The sequence below is a fragment of the Pseudoxanthomonas koreensis genome, from assembly GCF_041890415.1.
GTDB lineage: Bacteria > Pseudomonadota > Gammaproteobacteria > Xanthomonadales > Xanthomonadaceae > Pseudoxanthomonas > Pseudoxanthomonas koreensis_A.
On sequence record NZ_CP169056.1, the window covers coordinates 2,940,791 to 2,959,414 of the forward strand.

Here is an 18,624-nt window from a genome sequence, read left to right on the forward strand (position 1 = left end):
GGATGCGGTTTGCGGGTTGGCGCATTGGCGCACGATGCCATGCAGGCGTGTCCAGGGCCGCAGGCATCGTGGCACCATCGGCGTCTGCATCCGGGAGCCGCCCATGTCCGCTCGCATCGTGTGTTTTGGTGAACTGCTGCTGCGCCTGAGTGCGCCCGGCCGCGAGCGGCTGCTGCAAGGTCCGTCGCTGGAGGTACGCGTGGGCGGGGCCGAAGCCAACGTCGGCGTCTCCCTGGCGCGTTTCGGCCACCAGGTGGCGATGGCCGGCACCGTGGCCGACAACGCCCTGGGCGACGCTGCCGCCGGCGAATTGCGCCGCCACGGGGTGGACACCACGGGCCTGCGCCGGGCGCACGGGCGCATGGGCCTGTACTTCCTGGCGCCCGGCGCGATCCAGCGTCCGGCCGAAGTGCTGTACGACCGCGCCGGTTCGGCCTTCGCCCTGGCCGGCCCGGACGACTACGACTGGCCGGCGCTGCTGGCCGGCGCCGGCTGGCTGCACCTGTCGGGGATCACCCCGGCGGTCGGCGCGGCGACCGCGACGGCGGCATTGGCCGCGGCGCGCGCGGCGCGCGCTGCCGGGGCCAGGGTGTCGTTCGACGGCAATTTCCGGCCGCGCCTGTGGCAGGCCTGGGACGGCGACGCGCGCGCGATCCTGTCCGCCCTGATGGCCGAGGCCGACGTGCTGTTTGCCGACCATCGCGACATGGCCCTGGTGCTGGGCGGGCAGTACCCGCAGGAGGCGGCGCTGGACCGCATCCAGGCGGCGGCGGCCGATGCGTTCGCCGCGTTCCCGCGCCTGCGCTGGATGGCATGCACCATCCGCACCGTGCACAGCGTGGACCATCACGCCCTGTCCGGAGTGCTGGCCGGGCGCGACCGGCCCCTCGCGCTGGCGCCGCAACTGGAAGTGACGCCGATCGTGGACCGCATCGGTGGTGGTGACGCCTTCGCCGCCGGCGTGCTGCACGGCCTGATCCAGGGCTGGGACGCGGAGCGCAGCATCGGCTTCGGCCTGGCCGCCGGTTGCCTCAAGCATTCGATCCCGGGCGACTTCAACCTGGTCAGCGAGGCCGAGGTCCAGGCCCTGCTGAGCGAACGGCGCTACGACGTGCGGCGTTGACGGCGTCGCGCCTGCGGGCGGGTGGCCGGCAGGTCTGCGCGAACGCGCCAGGCCGCGCGTGGCCGGCGCCGGGCGATGCCTGTGTCGGCTGGCGCAAGCGGATGACGGATGCCGAGCGCGGGATGGCGGCATATCATTCGTCCCATCCCCACTGTCCTTGCCACGGCCCGCGACGGCCAGGCCACCGCCTGGTCCTCGCTGCCCGCCAGCCCGCCACGACACCATGATTGCCCGACTCGCCCCGCACGAGGCCCTGCCCGCACGCTATCGCGCCTTCCTGGACGCGCTGCGCGCGCGTGGCTTCGAAGGCGGGATCGACGACGGCCACGACGCGCGCACGGTGTTCTCCACCGACAACTCCATCTACCAGCGCTTCCCGCAGGCGGCGGTGTTCCCGCGCCATGCCGCGGACGTGCAGAAGGTAGCCGCGCTTGCGGCCGAGCCGGAGTACCGGCAGATCGTGCTGGCCGCGCGCGGCGGCGGCACCGGCACCAACGGCCAGTCGCTGACCGAAGGCGTGGTGGTGGATTTGTCGCGGCACATGAACGCGATCCTGGAGATCGATGTCGAAGGCCGCTGGGCGCGGGTCCAGCCGGGCGTGGTCAAGGACCAGCTCAACGCGGCATTGCGCGCGCACGGGCTGTTCTTCGCCCCGGAACTGTCCACCTCCAACCGCGCCACCATCGGCGGGATGATCAACACCGACGCCAGCGGCCAGGGCAGTTGCACCTACGGCAAGACCCGCGACCACGTGCTGGCCCTGGATACCGTGCTGCTGGGCGGCCAGCGCATCCACACCACGCCGCTGGATGAGGCGGCGCTTGCGCGCACCGTGTCCGGCCAGGACGAGGCCGCGCGCCTGCACCGGCAGATGCTGGCGCTGCACCAGGAGTACGACGCGCGGGTGCAGGCCGGCTTCCCGCGGCTCAACCGCTGCCTCACCGGCTACGACCTGGTGCACCTGCGCGATGGCCACGGCCGTTTCGACCTCAACAGCCTGCTGTGCGGCTCGGAAGGCTCGCTGGGCTTCATCGTCGAGGCGCGGCTGAACGTGCTGCCGATCCCGCGGCACCGGCGCCTGGTCAACGTCTCCTATGCCGGCTTCATGGATGCGCTGCGCGATGCGCGCGCACTGATGGCGCTGTCGCCGATCTCGATCGAGACGGTGGATTCCACCGTGCTTGGCCTGGCCCGCGAGGACATCGTCTGGCACCAGGTTGGCCGCTTCTTCCCCGACAGCGGCCAAGCCGCGGTGCTGGGCATCAACCTGGTGGAGTTCAACGGCGATGACCTGGACGCGCTGGAGCGCCAGGTCGCCGCCTTCCTCGCACACCTGGCGCAGGACACCTCGGTGCAGCGCCTGGGCTACACGGTGGCGGCCGACGCCGCCTCGGTGACCCAGGTCTATGCCATGCGCAAGCGCGCGGTGGGCCTGCTGGGCAACGTGCATGGCGAGGCACGGCCGCAGCCGTTCGTGGAGGATGCGGCGGTGCCGCCGGAAGCGCTGCCCGAATTCATCGCCGAGTTCCGTGCGCTGCTGGACAGCCACCGCCTGGAGTACGGCATGTTCGGCCACGTCGATGCCGGCGTGCTGCACGTGCGCCCGGCGCTGGACATGAAGCAGCCGGCACAGGCCGCGCTGGTGCGGCCGATCTCCGACGCGGTGGCCGCGCTTGCGCGCAAGCACGGCGGGCTGCTGTGGGGCGAACACGGCAAGGGCGTGCGCTCGGAATACGCCCCGGCGTTCTTCGGCGAGCTGTACCCGGCGCTGCAGGCGGTCAAGCAGGCATTCGACCCGTACAACCAGCTCAACCCCGGCAAGATCGCCACGCCCGCCGATGCCCCCGGCGCTGCGCTGCTGCGGATCGACGAGGTCGCCATGCGCGGCCAGTACGACCGCCAGATCGATCCGCGCGCCTGGGCCGAGTACGGCGCAGCGGTGCACTGCAACGGCAACGGCGCCTGCTACAACTACGACTACGACGACCCGATGTGCCCGTCGTGGAAGGCCACCCGCGATCGCCGGCACTCGCCCAAGGGGCGTGCGGCGCTGGTGCGCGAGTGGCTGCGGTTGCAGGCGCGCGCCGGGGTGGACCTGGTCCAGGCCACCGCGCGGTTGCGTGCCGGCACCTCGCCGCTGCGCTGGCTGGCACGGCTGCGCAACAGCCTGGGCCGGCGCATGGGCGAGCCGGACTTTTCGCACGAGGTGTTCGAGGCCATGTCCGGCTGCCTGGCGTGCAAGTCGTGCGCGGGGCAGTGCCCGGTGAAGGTGGACATCCCCGACGTGCGCTCGCGCTTCCTGGAGATGTACCACGCCCGCTACCTGCGGCCATTGAAGGACTACCTGATCGGCTCGCTGGAGTTCAGCGTGCCGACCATGGCGCGGGTGCCGTGGCTGTACAACGGCGCGTTGCGCCTGCCGCCGGTGCGCTGGCTGATGCGGGTGGGTGCGGGCATGGTGGACAGCCCGCCGCTGAGCCGGATCGATCCACGCCCTGCGCTGCGTCGGTGGCAGGTCGAAACGGCCACCCCGGAGCTGCTGGCCGCGATGCCGGCCGATGCCCGCGCGCGCTGCGTGGTGCTGGTGCAGGATGCGTTCACCCGCTACTTCGAGACCGCGCTGCTGGTGGACACGGTGGAGCTGTTCTCGCGGCTGGGCTTCCGGGTGCTGCTGGCGCCGTTCATGCCCAATGGCAAGCCGCTGCAGGTGCTGGGCTTCCTGGGCGCGTTCGAGAAGGTGGCGCGGCGCAATGCGGCCATGCTCAACGCGCTGGCCGCGCAGGGCGTGCCGCTGGTCGGGCTGGACCCGGCCATGACCCTGGCCTACCGCCACGAGTACCGCAAGCTGCTGGGCGCCGATGCTCCGCCGGTGCTGCTGCCGCAGGAATGGCTGGTCGATGTCCTGCCGGTGGCGGCCACCACCCCTGCCGGCAGCCAGGCCGATGCGCGCTTCAAGCTGCTGGTGCATTGCACCGAGCAGACCAACGCACCGGCCCAGGCGGCGCTGTGGCCGCAGGTGTTCCGGCGCCTCGGACTGGAGCTGGCGATGGTGCCGACCGGCTGCTGCGGCATGTCCGGCACCTATGGCCACGAAGCGGCCAACGTGGCGACCTCCGAGCGCATCTTCGACCTGTCCTGGGGCCCGGCCATTGCCACGCACGGTGGCCAGCACCGGTTGCTGGCCAATGGCTATTCCTGCCGCACCCAGGCCCGGCGCTTTGCCGGGGCCAGCCTGGCCCATCCGCTGCAGGCCATCGTCCAGCACCTGCGCGCGTTGCCGGCGCAGTCGCGGGAGTGAGGGATGTTCGCGGCCTCGCTGCCTGAGACGGAGGGGCGGGAGGCAGCGCACCACACCGTGTCGCGATCATCGGCCGCCGCATGCAGGAGCCGGTCTTGCCGGCGACCCGGCGCAGGCTGCGGCATCGCCACACACCACCCCGCACAGAGGTCGCCGGCGAGGCCGGCTCCTACAAAAAGCGTCGCAGCACTGCGTCCGCATCCCCGGGCACCAGGGCACAACCACGAAAAAGGCCCGGCATGTGCCGGGCCTTTCTTTGCCGATCAATGCGGGCGGTGAACATCCGGCCCGCTGCGTTCCTCAGCCGCGGCTGACCGTGGCCACGGCCTGGGCCACGTAATCCAGGTTGCCCTGGTTGAGCGCGGCCACGCAGATGCGGCCGGTGCCTACCGCGTAGATGCCGAACTCGTCGCGCAGGCGGTCCACCTGCGGCCGGCTCAGGCCCGAGTACGAGAACATGCCGGCCTGCTGGTCGATGAAGCCGAACTCCGGCGCGCCGTGCGCGGCCAGCTTCTCCACCAGCCCGGCGCGCAGGGCGTGGATGCGGGTGCGCATCTGGCCCAGTTCTTCTTCCCACAGTGCGCGCAGCTCGGCGCTGCCAAGCACCCCGGCCACCAGCGCGGCGCCATGGGTGGACGGGCTGGAGTAGATGGTGCGGATGATGCGCTTGATCTGCGACTGCACCGCCTTGGCCTGGTCGGCGCTGGGGGCCACCACGGTCAGCGCGCCGACGCGCTCGCCATACAGCGAGAACGACTTGGAGTACGAGCTGGCCACGATGAAGGAATCGATGCCCGCCTCCACCAGCACGCCGATGGCCGCCGCGTCTTCGGCAATGCCCTTGTCGAAGCCCTGGTAGGCCATGTCCACGAACGGGAACAGCTCGCGCTCGCGCAGCACCTGCGCCACCTGCTTCCACTGGCCGACGGTGAGGTCGGCACCGGTGGGGTTGTGGCAGCACGCGTGCAGCAGCACGGTGGTACCCGGCTGCAGCTTGCCCAGGTCGGCGAGCATGCCGTCGAAGTCCACGCCGTGGCTGGCCGCGTCGAAATAGGTGTAGTCCACCACATCGAAGCCGGCGGCCGAGAACACCGCGCGGTGGTTTTCCCAGCTCGGGTTGCTCAGGGCCAGGATGGCGTGCGGCAGCAGCTTGCGCAGCAGTTCGGCGCCCACGCGCAGCGCGCCCGAACCGCCCACGGTCTGGGTGGTGGCCACGCGGCCGGCGGCCAGCAGCGGCGACTCCTTGCCGAACAGCAGCTCGCGGGTGGCCTGGGTGTAGGCGGCCAGGCCGTCGATCGGCAGGTAGCCGCGCGGGCGGTTGGCCGCGGCCAGCGCGTGTTCGACCTGCTGCACGGCCTTGAGCAGCGGGATCCGCCCCTGTTCGTCGTAATAGATGCCCACGCCCAGGTTGACCTTGGTGGCGCGGTTGTCGGCGTTGTACGCCTCGGTCAGGCCCAGGATCGGATCACCGGGGACCAGTTCGACGTCGGAGAAGAAGGACACGGCTTGGCTCTGTGTAGTGGGATGGGGGTTGGCAGGTGTCGGAACACGCGGCTGCGGTGCGCCTGCAAACCGTCCAATCGTAGCAGCCCCAAGGGCTGGCCTCGACGGTTTCCGCTGTGACCGCGGCTGGCCCGGGCGGCCCTGCCGTGCGGAATTGGCGCCTACGGCAGCCACTCCAGGCCCAGCAGCAGGCTGCGGCCGGGGCCGGGTTCGTAATAGCGGCCATTGCCCTCGTTGACGATGACCGAGCCCACGTGGCGGCGATCCAGCAGGTTGCCCACGCGCAGCAGCCCGCGCAGGGTGCCGCGGGCGTACCGCCAGTCGCGGCTGGCCTGCAGGTGCAGCAGGGCGTGGCCCGGTGCCGAGGCGAGGCCGCGGTCGTCCACGTTGACCGCACTGGCGCCGGCCAGCTCCAGCGCCGTGCGCCACTGGCCCCCATCCCAGTCCAGGCGCAGCAGCCCGTGCCGACGCGGCAGGCCGGGGATGCGGGCACCGGCCGGCACCACCGCATTGGGCACCGTGCAGCCGGCCCCGGCACAGAACGGGAAGCCGTCGCGGAAGCGGGCATCCAGCCAGGTGCCGGCCAGTTGCACGCCCAGGCGCCCGCGGCGCGCCTGCGCGCTCAGCTCCAGGCCCTGGCGGCGCGCATGACCGGCGTTGCGATAGCTGCTGCGCCCGCCGCTGTTGCGTGCCACCGCCAGTTCGTCGCGCGTGTCCGCGCGGAACAGCGCCGCTTCCAGCTGCGCGTTGGCAGAAGGCGAGCGCCACTTGGCGCCCAGCTCCAGGTTGTCGCTCACCGCCGGACGCAGCTCCAGCGCCAGCCCGCCGCGGCCATCGGCGCGGTAGGCCAGTTCGTTGAAGGTGGGTGTTTCGAAGCCGCGCCCGGCCGACACGTACAGGCGCAGGTCCGGGCCGGGCGCGAAGGTCACCCCGGCCACCGGAGTCACTTGCGAATAGTCCACCCGGCCGCTGTCGTCCGGGTTGGCGGTGGTGATGTAGCGGTCGTGCGAACGGAAGCGCACCCGGCTGTGGCGCGCGCCGGCCTGCAGCCACCAGCGCGGCGTCATCCGCCACCACGCCTGTGCGTACTGGTCCATGCTGGACACCACATCGTCCTGGTCGCGGCGCAGTGCACCGCGCACGCCCAGGCGCGCACCGTCGAAGTTCTCGTAGCCGCGGCGGTGCTGGTCCTGGCGCTCGGCGCTGGCGCCCACGGTCAGTTCCAGGTTGCCGTCGCCCCATTGCCAGGTGGCGCGCGCGTCCATGCCGCCATAGCCGCTGTCCAGGTCGATCACGCCGCCGCCGCTGAGCGGGCTGGCCTGCGCGGCCACCGGCACTGCCAGGAACTGGGTCACCGTGCGCTGGCCGCCGTAGGCGGTCGCATGCACGGTTGCGGTGGACCCCAGCGGCTGGCGCCAGTGCGCACCCAGCTGGCCTTGGCGCACCGACTTGCGGGTGTCGTACTGCAATGCCTGCGGCGTGGCCTGGCGCGGGTTGGCGCGCCACTGTGCCCGGTCCAGCCCGAGCGGATCCTGCGCGTCCGGCGCATCAAGCAGGTTGCCAACCAGCTTCAGCTCGCCGCCGTCGCGCAGCGCGTGCGAAAGGCGTGCGTCGAGCAGGGTGCGGCGCGCAGCCGAATGGTCGCGATAGCCATCGGTGTCCAGCCGCCAGGCCGACACGCGATAGCCGGTGGCCTGGTCCTGGCTGCCGCCATCCAGGCGCAGGCTGGCGGTGCGGGTGGCGTGGCTGGCGCCGCTCAGGTGCAGTTGCATCGACCCGGGGGCATGGCCCTGAGCGGTCCACAACTGGACCACGCCGCCGGAAGAATTGCCGTGCAGCGCCGAGAACGGGCCGCGGATCACCTCGATGCGGTCGCCTGCGGCCAGGGCGAAGTGCGAGAGCTGGCCCTGGCCATCGGGCATGGTTGCCGGGATGCCGTCGCTGTACAGGCGCACGCCGCGCACGCCGAAGGTGGCGCGCGCGCCGAAGCCGCGGATCGACAGCTGGGTGTCCTGGGCCAGGTTCTGGCGTTCGCGCACCAGTACCCCCGGCACGCTGCCCAGCGCCTGCGGCAGGCTGGCCCGCGCCCACGGGTCTGCGCGCAGGTCCACCACATCCAGCGAGGCCGGCAGGTCGAAGGCCGCCACCGATTCGACCCGTGCACTCACCGACACCGTGGGCAGGGTGGTCGGGGCGTCGGCGGCGAAGGCCAGCGTGGGCAGGGCAACGGGGCACGCCAGCAGCAGGCAGCTGGCCCATGGCCGGTGAAACGCGTTCAAAGGCATGCCAACAGTATGCAGCCGCATGGCCGGCCAGCACGTGCAGGCGCGTGTTCCATGGCCATTGGTCATGTGCTTGTAGCCAACGGTTGCCACCGCAATGGCCCCGCATAACCCGGCCTTTATCCATCATTCCCGCACCCCGGCTCTGATTGGCGCGCAGGGGTTGCAACGCGAGGACGGACCATGCGGATCACCATCATCGGAGCGGGCTTCACCGGCAGCGTGCTGGCCACCGAGCTGGCGCGGAACGCCCCGCCAGGGGTCGACCTGTGCCTGGTCGGCACGCCCGACGGCTATGGCCGCGGGGTGGCCTATGGCGAGGCCCGCCCCGAGCACCTGCTCAACGTGCGCGCGCGCGACCTGGGCGCCACCCACGACCAGCCGGGAGAATTCGCGCGCTGGCTCCACCTGACCCGGCGCGCCGAGGACAGCTTCCTGCCGCGGCTGGTCTACGGCGAATACCTGTACTCGCGCCTGCAGTCGGCCGCGCAGGTCTCGCTGGCCGGCTTCAACCAGGTCCAGCAGGAAGCGGTGGCAGTGGATCGCGAGGCCGGGGCGTTCCGGGTGACCCTGGCCGATGGCTCGGATTTCGTGACAGACCGGGTGGTGCTGGCGGTTGGCACCCTGCCGCCGCAGCGGCTGCAGGGCGTGGGCCCGCGCCTGCTGGTGGACCCGGCCTACGTGGCCTGGCCCTGGCAGCGCAACCTGCGCGGCACCGACGCCCTGGCCACGGTGCCGCACGCGGTGCGGGTGCTGGTGGTGGGGACCGGACTGACCATGGCCGACACCGTGGTGACCCTGCGCCGGCGCGGCCACTCCGGGCCGATTACCGCCCTGTCCCGCCACGGGCTGCTGCCGCAACCGCACCTGGCCGACTCCGGCCCGGAGATCGCCCTGCCGCCGGCGGTACTGCACGCCCTGGGCGCCGCCGACGTGCACCAGCTGCTGCGCGTACTGCGCAGCCTGCTGCCGGTGGTACCGGACTGGCGCGATCTGGTGGACGCGCTGCGTCCGCACCTGCAGGCCTACTGGAAGACCCTGCCCGACGCACAGCGCAGCCGCTTCCTGCGGCACCTGCGCTCGTACTGGGAAGCGGCACGCCACCGGCTGGCTCCCGCCGTGCACGACGAGCTCCAGCAACAGATCAAGGAAGGCAGCCTGCGGGTACGTGCCGGGCGCCTGCTGCGCGCGCGCCGCGGCGAAAGCGCGGTGGAAGTGCTGGTCCGCGAGCGCGGACACGTGCATGCACTGGCCGAGCGCTACGACGTGCTGATCCGCGCCACCGGCCTGGATACCGACATCGAATGCACCAGCCATCCCCTGATCGGCCAGCTGCGTGACGCAGGCACCATCGCTGCCGACCCGCACGGCCTGGGCGTGCAGGCCACGCCGCAGTTCGAGGTGCTGGACCGCCACGGTGCGCTGGTGCGCGGGCTGTACTGCCTTGGCCCGCTGTTGCGCGGCCAGCTGTGGGAGATCACCGCGGTGCCGGAACTGCGCCTGGCCGCGCGCCAGCTGGCCGAGCAGCTGCTGGCGCCCGCACCTGCGCGCAGCGTGCGCCAGATGGCACCGCGCACGCCGTCACGCCTGGCACTGTAGGAGCCGGCCTCGCCGGCGACCGCCCTCGCGCCTCAGGCGTCATCACCGTTGCCGGTGCCGCGCTGGAAGACCCGGTCATCGGCCAGCACCAGGCCAGGCGCAATTGCGGGCAGCCCGGCCAGGCGTGCGTAGATGGGCGCGAAGTCGGGCCTGGTGGCCTGGATCAGCTGCTCGAAGCTGTCGATCACGAAGTAGGTTTCCTGGTAGCTGTCGATGCGGTAGCCGGTGCGCATGATCCGCTCCAGGTCGAAGCCGACGTGGTTGGGCGCCGCGCTTTCCAGTGCATGCACCGACTCGCCACCGGAAGACACGATGCCCGCGCCGTAGATGCGCAGCTCACCGCGCTGGCGCACCAGCCCGAACTCCACCGTGTACCAGTACAGCCGGGCCAGGTTCTGCAGCGCCTCGGCACCCAGCCCATGCGCCTTGACCCCGCCGCGGCCATAGGCCTGCATGTAGTCGGCAAACATCGGGTCCATCAGCAGTGGCACGTGGCCGAACAGGTCGTGGAACAGGTCCGGCTCGGCGATGTAGTCGATCTGCTCCGGGCGCCGGATCCACCAGGTCACCGGGAAGCGCCGTGCTGCCAGGTGCTGGAAGAAATCCAGCTCGGGCAACAGCCCCTCCACCCCGACCAGTTGCCAGCCGGTGGCCTGGCCGAGCACCGCGTTGAGCTCGCGGTAACGCGGGATTGCCTGCGGGCTCATCCCCATCACGTCCTGCGCCTGCAGGAACTCGTCGCACGCGCGCCCGGCCAGCAGTGCCCGCTGGCGCCGGTACAGCGTGCCCCAGGTGGTGTGGTCGGCAGCGTCGTAGTCGTCCCACGGCTGCTCGACGATGCCGGTGGCATACACCGGCACCTTGCCCTTGTCCGTGTGCAGGTTCTCGACGCGGCGCGGCGTGGACATGGCGGCCTCCGGAAGCAGGACCCGGCCGGGGCGGCCGGGCAATGGCGCAGGCACAGGATATCCCCCGCCGCCGAAGGGGCTGCGAACGCGCTGCGAACAGGCGCCGGATATGTGCCCGGGCGCACGCTCCGCGTACCCGCGGGCTCCGTCCACAACGGTCAGCCGCGAGCCTGGCTGTCGAGCGGGCTGAGCACCCCGCGGCCGCCGCGGTTGAGCACGTGCGTGTAGATCTGGGTGGTGGCCACATCCTTGTGCCCCAGCAGTTCCTGGATCGTGCGGATGTCGTAACCGGCCTCGAGCAGGTGGGTTGCGAATGAATGACGCAGGGTGTGCGCCGAGACCGGCTTGTCGATGCCCGCGCGCAGGCGTGCACTGCGGATGGCACGCGACAGGGTTGCGTCATCCAGGTGATGCCGGCGGGTCGTGCCATCAAGCGGATCCACCGCCAGGCGCAGCGCCGGGAACACGTATTGCCAGCCGAACTCGGTGGGCGCATTCGGATACTTGCGCGCCAGCGCATGCGGCAACCACACCGCGCCGAACCCGGCCTGGAGATCGCCGCCATGCAGGATGCGCGCGCGCTGCACCTCATCCTGCAGCGGCGCCACCAGTGACGCCGGCAGCAGCGTGCGCCGGTCGCGCCCGCCCTTGCCGTTGCGCACCAGGATCTCGTTGCGCGCGAAGTCCACGTCCTTCACCCGCAGCCGCAGCCCCTCCATCAGCCGCATGCCGGTGCCGTACAGCAACCGCGCGACCAACGCGGTACGCCCCTCCATGCACGCCAGCAACGCCTGCACCTGCCCCTGCGACAACACGACCGGCAGCCGCGCCGGCCGCTTGGCACGTATCACGTCCTCCATCCACGGCAGCTCCATGCCCAGCACCTGCCGGTACAGGAACAGCAGTGCCGACAGCGCCTGGTTCTGGGTGCTGGCCGCCACCTTGCCCTGCACCGCCAGCTGGCTGAGAAAGTGCTCCACCTCCCGCCCGCCCATCTCCCGCGGGTGCCGGCGCCCGTTGGCCAGGATGAACCGGCGGATCCATCCCAGGTAGGCCCGCTCCGTGCGCAAACTGTAGTGATGCACCCGCAACTTCCGCCGAACCTCGTCAAACAGCCGCGGTGCCCGCGCTTGTTTCGCATCCATGTTTATCAGACGCTTCCGTGCAGATAAGAAGTAGCACCGCGTATCCACCGGTGCCCGCAAGCAGGATGTACGCGGCCATGTGGGCCGGGACATCGGGCAAGCGACTGAATGCATGTAGGAATTGACCGATTTGACCAGCACCCCCCGGGCCTGAATACTCCGGGATATCCCCCGGTTGTGGGGTCTACTAGGTGTTAGCCGTATGAATTACTCCGAGGCAAGGAAAAGCATTTGATGCACACGCAGACCCTGCAAGATTGTTCAGAGTCATTCGAAGTCTCGGTGCGCGAGGCCCAAGAACTTTCTCCAGTGGTGCTTTTCGCGGTGGGTGCAGGTGGCAACCCAGAGCGCCACGTTACGCTTCTGGAGACGTTGGCTGAATCAGGTTGCATGGTCGTTGCACCACATTTCCAACGACTCGCCTCGCCAGTGCCCACGCAAGCGGAATTGGCGCTCCGAGCAAGGCGGTTGTGCCTTGCACTCAATGCATTCGTCCAGCCTGGCGCGGCTGTGGTCGGCGTGGGTCACTCTATCGGTGCAGCCACACTCATCGCACTAGCTGGCGGACAAATGTGGTTGGGGCCTGGCCAGCGAGTCCACATCGTTGCAGATGGGCGGCTAACGCGCCTCGGCCTGCTTGCGCCGCCAACTGGGTTCTTCCAAGCACCGGGCGCACTTGATTCGGTGCGTGTTCCTATTCTGGCGTGGGTCGGCTCCGAGGATGTCATCACGCCTCCCGCACAAAGCGAGTGGCTGGCTCAGGCAATGCGTGACTGGCAAACTGTGGACGTTCGCATCACTGACGGCGCGGGCCACTTCTCGTTCATGGATCAACCGCCACCACAAAGCGTTGAGCCATTGCAAAACAAGCAGGCATTTCTTCAGGAGCATTCGAGAGACCTTTGCAAGTTCGTGCTCAGCAAATAGCACTGTCCGCAGTATCACGCGCGAGGCAAGTAATACAGCTAACAAGTCATTCCAGCCGACCGCCATCCCGCTACGCGGTCTGTCGGCGGCTGAATTCCGGCGTTAGGCCGCAATGGAGAGTTCGGTGGAATCGTTGACCCCGCTACTGAGCCAACTTACAGCTATAAAGTGGCTCCTGGTTCTCATTGCGCTATGCGTGCTTGGCATGCTCATCATCTTCTTCGTCATCGCGGTCAATCTGTTGGACGCGGTAAAGGAAGGGCGGAGCAACAACCGAAGCAGCAACAAGAGGTCTGAGCTTGATGAACTACTCGCCTCTGGGCAGAGCAAAGCTGCAAAGTTCACCGCATTGGAGTGGGTCGCCTCGCAGCCCCTGAGTCCCGATGCCCATTGGGCACTCGCCAAAGCTCACTACCAGTTGGGTGAGCTATCGGAGGCGAAGAAAGTACTCACTGGCTTGCTCAAGTTTGCCCCCGAGGAGCACTACCGAGTGGACGCGTGGCTTGAGCTGCTGGACACGGAGTTCTCGGAGCGACGACCGAGGCCCGTATCCTGATATGCGGCCTAACAAGTCATTCAAGCCGATGCCGCTTCGCGGCACGGCTTAATTCTGGTGTTAGGCGGCTATGGGGCAACTCGCTTACCACGCATCGATCCGCGAACACCTTGACGATCTCGCTAATCTCAATGAGGTCGTTGGGCCAAATGAACTCATCTGCGGGTGGTTCAATGACCTTTACTTCCCCGCGGAGAAGATCTGTCCACCCAGATATCCGCAGGAGACATGGGATCGCGGGCAACGTGAGTGGCGAGAGTGCTTCTCCGCTGGAGAATTGGCAATTCTCGCTGAATTCCACGGAGTGTTCGAGCAGCATCTTCCAAATTTGTCACAAGAATGGCCAGATTGGCGGCAAGATCCAGGGTGGCTGGCTGTAAGCGATGCGGCAAGAACAGCTGTTGAACGACTTGACTCAGCCGCCTAACAATTCATTCAAGCCGACGCCGCTTCGCGGCGCGGCTTAATTCAGGCGTTAGGCTGCTTATGAGCAACAGTCTTTACCAACCGCCAAAATCACACCCAATTGAACGGCGCTGGGCGCATGTGATCGTTGCTTTTCTATCGGCCATGTTTATTCCAGCAATACTGGCTTATGGCGTACTGGTGCTGTGGTCGTCCAGCTACTACGTCGTTGTAAGGCCTCAAGCAATTGGCACGATTGTTATCGGGGCAATCATTAGTGCTGCTGCCGTTTATAGGCACAAGCAAATCCCTCTGTGGGCCGCGGCTCTTGTTGGGGTTCTTGTCGTACTCTTATTGGCCGCTGCCCCATCAATCTGGGCTGCCCTACTAGGTCGCGGTGCAGCCTAACAATTCATTCAAGCCGACGCCGCTTCGCGGCGCGGCCTAATTCAGGCGTTAGGCCGCAGGAAAGATCACTGCAACCCATGAGCCCGGCAACTATCACTGAGATCATGCGCCTTGGCGGTAATCCTGCCGATGAAGTCTGGTTGTGGCTGGTAACACGGGGACCGCACGGGCCATCGTTCACTTGGAGTCAACGCCGTAATGAGGCGCGCGGTTACGTCGCCGTTGAGCATTTGCATGACGTTACAAGGGAGCTGACCAGTTCAATTCCTGATTTTCGCCAGCGCGCTCGCCAGGTCGTTCGACTTGCCATGCAATCAAATCTTCCCGACCTCGCAAGGCGCGCTATCCAAGTGGCCGCTGTTGTTGGCGGCAGTGATGAGCTACTGCAGGTCAAACAACTTGTCGCCAGTCCTGATGCGGCTGTAGCCTCTGACGCTAAGGCATGTGCCTTCTACCTCAGGGGTCGCGTGTAGCGGCCTAACAATGCGTTCAAGCCGAAATTGCATCGCTACGCCAGCCACATGGCAGAAAGAGCTTGCCATGTGCCCGGCTACGCGCTGCAATTCGGCTTAACTTAGGTGTTAGGCGCTAGTGATCGACTCCGACGAGCTCCATGCGATTCTGCACAAGGCACTTGAGGACACCTCTCAAGTGTTCACCGGCCATGTCCAGGATGCGGACGCTTATATCGCAGAGGGTAAAGATCACCTCCTCGCGCATGTTCTTGATCCGCCTGTGCTGGCGGTGGCAGTGCCAAACGATCATGCGCGTTCCTGCAAAGTGACAATTGACAGACTTGAGGGTTATGCCCTGGCCAGCTCAGAGAGCTACTGGTTGCTCTACTGCCCCGAGGACCGACTGTTCTGGTTGGCCTGGGGTTCTGATCCGCTTAACCTCAGCCTATCGGGCTTCAGCGGGACGGATGCCCTTGAAGTCTGGCTATGCTAGCGCCTAACAATGCGTTCAAGCCGACACCGCATCGGGGCGCAAACCACATGGCAGGTATAGCTTGCCATGTGCTTCACGCCCCGCTGCGGCGCGGCTTAACTTAGGTGTTAGGCCGCAATGGAGAGTTCGGTGGAATCGTTGACCCCGCTACTGAGCCAACTTACAGCTATAAAGTGGCTCCTGGTTCTCATTGCGCTATGCGTGCTTGGCATGCTCATCATCTTCTTCGTCATCGCGGTCAATCTGTTGGACGCGGTAAAGGAAGGGCGGAGCAACAACCGAAGCAGCAACAAGAGGTCTGAGCTTGATGAACTACTCGCCTCTGGGCAGAGCAAAGCTGCAAAGTTCACCGCATTGGAGTGGGTCGCCTCGCAGCCCCTGAGTCCCGATGCCCATTGGGCACTCGCCAAAGCTCACTACCAGTTGGGTGAGCTATCGGAGGCGAAGAAAGTACTCACTGGCTTGCTCAAGTTTGCCCCCGAGGAGCACTACCGAGTGGACGCGTGGCTTGAGCTGCTGGACACGGAGTTCTCGGAGCGACGACCGAGGCCCGTATCCTGATATGCGGCCTAACAAGTCATTCAAGCCGATGCCGCTTCGCGGCACGGCTTAATTCTGGTGTTAGGCCTCTCATGAAAAGCACTTGACAAGCGCTTTAAATACAAGCATCAAATGAACGACTCAAACAATATCAGGGAACCCGAAGTCATCACCTCCATCTGGCATGCAACCAGAGAGGTCGGCTTCAGCATGGCTTCTGAGCCACTCACTTGCTCGTTCTTGCGAACACTGGCTGCGTCAAAACCAGGATCCAAATTTCTTGAGCTTGGCTCGGGAACCGGCCTCTCTACAGCATGGCTGTTGGACGGGATGAACGCCACGGCCACACTGACGACCGTAGACAATGACGAAGTTGCACTGTCAGTGCTTCGCCACCATCTCGGCAACGACAACCGGTTAACTGTGGTGTGCTCAGACGGAGACGAGTTCATCAAAGGCATTGCCGGCCAGCGCTTCGACTTCATCTTTGCAGACACCTGGTCAGGAAAGTACCAGATGCTTGATGAAACACTGGCCCTGCTCAATCCCGGCGGCCTGTACGTTATCGACGACATGCTGCCGCAATCAAATTGGCCAGATGGACATGCTGAGAAGGTCTCGGCGCTAACAGAGAAGCTTGAAAGCTTGCCCATGTTTGTCACGTCAAAACTGTCGTGGGCAAGCGGCTTGATTGTTGCAACGAAATGTGCTTAATTTTCTTGTTTTCAACGCCCTCTCCTCCGCGCCGCCGCCTAACTCGGCGTTCAACTGGACATCAACGTGCTGCGCACGTTGCTGCCAGTTAACTTGGGCGTTAGGCCTGCTTGGAGACATCAATGCTGACCATACTTCTGCGTTGTCGAGATCTTGAGGAGACTCGCGAGTTCTACAAGTCAGTGCTCGGCTTCAGCGTCCGCGATACGGCGGAGCAAACCCTCACCGTCGAGTTGCACGGCGGAGCGCTCATCTTCACGTCCGGCGACATCTGGGAGGGTCCGCTTGGGCTCTCAGGGACCATCTACTTCACGGTTCCCAACGTGGATGGCTATTACGAAACTGTCAAAGACAATGTTGCTGTTGCTTGGCCCCTGCAAGACATGCCGCATGGCTCTAGAGAGTTTGGTATCACTGACTGCAATGGCTACCACGTGGCTTTCCAGAGTCAGCAGGCCTAACAATGCGTTCAAGCCGAAACCGCTTCGTTCCGCAAACCACATGGCAGGTAAAGCTTGCCATGTGGTTCGCTCCACTACGCGGTTCGGCTTAACTTAGGTGTTAGCCGTCATGGACACATCGATCCGACCCATAGAGTTTGACTCGGCCGCCGAGGCTCTGCTCAGTTCCTGCCACTTGCCCACCAGCGACCTGTCCGGATCGTCCAAGGTGTTGTTGTTCGGCCATGCGCCTGATGGCACTTTGACCGGGATGGTCGGTCTGGAGATACACGGAGCAAATGCGCTGCTTCGCTCACTTGCCGTTACAGAGTCACACCGCAGCACAGGACTTGGTGCCAAACTTGCTTCATGCGCAGAGCAGCAAGCTGCGGTGCTGGGTGCACATGCCGTGTACTTGCTTACCACCACCGCAGACAAATTTTTTGAGCGTCGCGGATACGTCCATGCCAGTCGCAATGAGGCCCCGGCATCCATCGCCCGCACCAGCCAATTCTCGGAGTTGTGCCCGTCGTCATCGGCTTTCATGGTCAAGCGGCTTAACGGCTAACAATTCGTCCAAGCCGACGCCGCTTCGCGGCGCGGCTTAACTCAGGTGTTAGCGCGCAAGGGGACTTATGACGCGATCCGAAAGAGCTAGTCAGATCTGGGCTGTTCTGGCGTGGGCCGCAAAGAACAGACAGTCGCTGACTTACAGTCACGTTTCTGCACTTATCGGAGTTCCACGAGCAGGTCTCGGGCAGTTGCTTGAGCCAATTCAGTCCTACTGCATTCTCAACAAACTGCCGCCTCTAACGGTACTCGTCGTGCAGCAAGAGTCGGGGCTGCCCGGTTCTGGCTTTACTGGCGCTACCGCCGACGCACTGGCAAAGGCTCAGATGAGTGTCTTTGCTCATGACTGGCTTGCTCAGGGCAACCCGCAGCCAGAGGGCCTGGAGGCGGCGGTTGCTCAGTTGCCCTCCAATGGCTAGGTTGCGCGCTAACAATTCGTTCAAGCCGATGCCGCTTCGCGGCACGGCTTAACTCAAGCGTTAGGCCACAAGGAGCAGAGTCGGGTATGGCAGTTGCGCCTGGTCTATCAGCTCGCCGCTTCTCTCAGCGCCTTTGTGCTTCGGCCAGCGTCTCGCCGCGCGGGATAGGTCTGCGGTCGGGTTGTTCGGCTTCGGTCGCTTCGGCGCCGACCAGGCAGGGGCTCACGGTCTTATCTCGGGGCAGGCCCTGGCTTCGGAGACTCCCAGCGGATGGTTTGCGGCCGCGCGCCAGCTCTTGGTGGCTTCGGGAACACCCAAGGCAAACAGCTTGCGTGCCTCTCACTGTCGTCGCATGCTGCGGCCTAACAGTTCGTTCAAGCCGACGCCGCTTCGTTACGCAAACCATATGGCAGGTAGAGCTTGCCATATGGTGTGCTCCACTACGCGGCGCGGCTTAACTCAGGTGTTAGGCCGCACAGGGGAGGCTTATGCTGCAGTTAGTTCTCATGTTCGCAGTTCTTGTAGTCGCGCTGGTAGTTCCAGTCATGCTTGCTGCTCGCATGGTCGGAGCTGAGAGGACGGGCTTTGGGTCAGCGCTTATTGCCGTCATCCTGCAGATGGTGCTATCTGCAGTCGTCAGATCCATAGCTTCAGATCAACTGATCGTAGTACTCGTCGCTTTGATTGTCGGATCAGGAATCTATTCATTCACGCTTGGCACCACACTTCTTAAAGGCTTTTTGGTCAGCATCATTGCAACGGTTATTGCTGTTGTCGCAATTGTGCTTCTCGCCAGCTCGTTTGCAGTTATCGCAAGTGCGGCCTAACAATGCGTTCAA

At 66.1% G+C, this 18,624-nt stretch carries 15 protein-coding genes; 11 read left to right on the top strand and 4 right to left on the bottom strand.

All coding sequences use genetic code 11. The features are described from left to right. Window positions 1-103: 103 nt before the first annotated feature. Together ACEJ41_RS13250 and ACEJ41_RS13255 are read left to right on the top strand one after the other, a co-directional pair. Window positions 104-1,123, top strand: coding sequence for a sugar kinase (locus ACEJ41_RS13250; protein ID WP_374012723.1), 1,020 nt, complete (start codon window positions 104-106; stop codon window positions 1,121-1,123). 223 nt (window positions 1,124-1,346) lie between these two features. Continuing rightward, window positions 1,347-4,421 (top strand): FAD-binding and (Fe-S)-binding domain-containing protein, encoded by a 3,075-nt coding sequence (locus ACEJ41_RS13255; RefSeq protein ID WP_374012724.1) that lies wholly within the window; start codon window positions 1,347-1,349, stop codon window positions 4,419-4,421. 300 nt (window positions 4,422-4,721) lie between these two features. Here ACEJ41_RS13255 and ACEJ41_RS13260 read toward each other — a convergent pair whose 3' ends face one another. Together ACEJ41_RS13260 and ACEJ41_RS13265 are read right to left on the bottom strand one after the other, a co-directional pair. Continuing rightward, window positions 4,722-5,924: an aromatic amino acid transaminase gene (locus tag ACEJ41_RS13260; RefSeq protein ID WP_374012725.1), complete on the bottom strand. Its 1,203-nt coding sequence runs from the start codon at window positions 5,922-5,924 to the stop codon at window positions 4,722-4,724. Window positions 5,925-6,085: 161 nt separating this feature from the next. Beyond that, window positions 6,086-8,209, bottom strand: coding sequence for a TonB-dependent receptor family protein (locus tag ACEJ41_RS13265; RefSeq protein WP_374012726.1), 2,124 nt, complete (start codon window positions 8,207-8,209; stop codon window positions 6,086-6,088). Between the two features lie 180 nt (window positions 8,210-8,389). Between ACEJ41_RS13265 and ACEJ41_RS13270 the strand changes: the two genes are divergently transcribed. Further along, entirely contained in the window at window positions 8,390-9,805 is a 1,416-nt protein-coding gene (locus ACEJ41_RS13270) for an FAD/NAD(P)-binding protein (RefSeq protein ID WP_374012727.1), read from the top strand. A gap of 32 nt (window positions 9,806-9,837) precedes the next feature. On the opposite strand, the gene phhA is transcribed toward ACEJ41_RS13270, so the two are convergent. Continuing rightward, window positions 9,838-10,713 (bottom strand): phenylalanine 4-monooxygenase, encoded by an 876-nt coding sequence (gene phhA / locus ACEJ41_RS13275; RefSeq protein ID WP_374012728.1) that lies wholly within the window; start codon window positions 10,711-10,713, stop codon window positions 9,838-9,840. Window positions 10,714-10,871: 158 nt separating this feature from the next. Next, window positions 10,872-11,858 (bottom strand): integron integrase, encoded by a 987-nt coding sequence (locus ACEJ41_RS13280; protein ID WP_374012729.1) that lies wholly within the window; start codon window positions 11,856-11,858, stop codon window positions 10,872-10,874. Window positions 11,859-12,092: 234 nt separating this feature from the next. Between ACEJ41_RS13280 and ACEJ41_RS13285 the strand changes: the two genes are divergently transcribed. From ACEJ41_RS13285 to ACEJ41_RS13320, 8 genes are all read left to right on the top strand, one after another. Continuing rightward, on the top strand, window positions 12,093-12,785 hold the full coding sequence (locus ACEJ41_RS13285) for an alpha/beta hydrolase family protein (protein WP_374012730.1): 693 nt from the start codon (window positions 12,093-12,095) through the stop codon (window positions 12,783-12,785). 205 nt (window positions 12,786-12,990) lie between these two features. After that, the gene (locus ACEJ41_RS13290) at window positions 12,991-13,341 is read left to right on the top strand and encodes a tetratricopeptide repeat protein (protein ID WP_374012731.1); all 351 of its coding nucleotides are present in this window, start codon (window positions 12,991-12,993) and stop codon (window positions 13,339-13,341) included. A gap of 1,404 nt (window positions 13,342-14,745) precedes the next feature. Beyond that, entirely contained in the window at window positions 14,746-15,102 is a 357-nt protein-coding gene (locus ACEJ41_RS13295; protein ID WP_374012732.1) for a hypothetical protein, read from the top strand. A 210-nt stretch (window positions 15,103-15,312) separates the two neighbouring features. Next, entirely contained in the window at window positions 15,313-15,663 is a 351-nt protein-coding gene (locus ACEJ41_RS13300) for a tetratricopeptide repeat protein (protein WP_374012731.1), read from the top strand. A 111-nt stretch (window positions 15,664-15,774) separates the two neighbouring features. Continuing rightward, window positions 15,775-16,356 (top strand): O-methyltransferase, encoded by a 582-nt coding sequence (locus tag ACEJ41_RS13305; protein WP_374012733.1) that lies wholly within the window; start codon window positions 15,775-15,777, stop codon window positions 16,354-16,356. Between the two features lie 122 nt (window positions 16,357-16,478). Beyond that, window positions 16,479-16,817, top strand: coding sequence for a VOC family protein (locus tag ACEJ41_RS13310; RefSeq protein WP_374012734.1), 339 nt, complete (start codon window positions 16,479-16,481; stop codon window positions 16,815-16,817). A 109-nt stretch (window positions 16,818-16,926) separates the two neighbouring features. Continuing rightward, the gene (gene arsN2 / locus ACEJ41_RS13315; protein ID WP_162407712.1) at window positions 16,927-17,364 is read left to right on the top strand and encodes an arsenic resistance N-acetyltransferase ArsN2; all 438 of its coding nucleotides are present in this window, start codon (window positions 16,927-16,929) and stop codon (window positions 17,362-17,364) included. A 927-nt stretch (window positions 17,365-18,291) separates the two neighbouring features. Continuing rightward, the gene (locus tag ACEJ41_RS13320; RefSeq protein WP_374012735.1) at window positions 18,292-18,612 is read left to right on the top strand and encodes a hypothetical protein; all 321 of its coding nucleotides are present in this window, start codon (window positions 18,292-18,294) and stop codon (window positions 18,610-18,612) included. The last annotated feature ends 12 nt before the right edge of the window (window positions 18,613-18,624 follow it).

Excerpts from the sequence above, each read along its gene's own strand:
- ACEJ41_RS13250 (WP_374012723.1), top strand. The coding sequence starts at position 104 with ATGTCCGCTCGCATCGTGTGTTTTGGTGAACTGCTGCTGCGCCTGAGT.
- ACEJ41_RS13255 (WP_374012724.1), top strand. The coding sequence starts at position 1,347 with ATGATTGCCCGACTCGCCCCGCACGAGGCCCTGCCCGCACGCTATCGC.
- ACEJ41_RS13265 (WP_374012726.1), bottom strand. The coding sequence starts at position 8,209 with ATGCCTTTGAACGCGTTTCACCGGCCATGGGCCAGCTGCCTGCTGCTG.
- ACEJ41_RS13270 (WP_374012727.1), top strand. The coding sequence starts at position 8,390 with ATGCGGATCACCATCATCGGAGCGGGCTTCACCGGCAGCGTGCTGGCC.
- phhA (WP_374012728.1), bottom strand. The coding sequence starts at position 10,713 with ATGTCCACGCCGCGCCGCGTCGAGAACCTGCACACGGACAAGGGCAAG.
- ACEJ41_RS13280 (WP_374012729.1), bottom strand. The coding sequence starts at position 11,858 with ATGGATGCGAAACAAGCGCGGGCACCGCGGCTGTTTGACGAGGTTCGG.
- ACEJ41_RS13285 (WP_374012730.1), top strand. The coding sequence starts at position 12,093 with ATGCACACGCAGACCCTGCAAGATTGTTCAGAGTCATTCGAAGTCTCG.
- ACEJ41_RS13290 (WP_374012731.1), top strand. The coding sequence starts at position 12,991 with ATGCTCATCATCTTCTTCGTCATCGCGGTCAATCTGTTGGACGCGGTA.
- ACEJ41_RS13300 (WP_374012731.1), top strand. The coding sequence starts at position 15,313 with ATGCTCATCATCTTCTTCGTCATCGCGGTCAATCTGTTGGACGCGGTA.
- ACEJ41_RS13305 (WP_374012733.1), top strand. The coding sequence starts at position 15,775 with ATGAACGACTCAAACAATATCAGGGAACCCGAAGTCATCACCTCCATC.
- ACEJ41_RS13310 (WP_374012734.1), top strand. The coding sequence starts at position 16,479 with ATGCTGACCATACTTCTGCGTTGTCGAGATCTTGAGGAGACTCGCGAG.
- arsN2 (WP_162407712.1), top strand. The coding sequence starts at position 16,927 with ATGGACACATCGATCCGACCCATAGAGTTTGACTCGGCCGCCGAGGCT.
- ACEJ41_RS13320 (WP_374012735.1), top strand. The coding sequence starts at position 18,292 with ATGTTCGCAGTTCTTGTAGTCGCGCTGGTAGTTCCAGTCATGCTTGCT.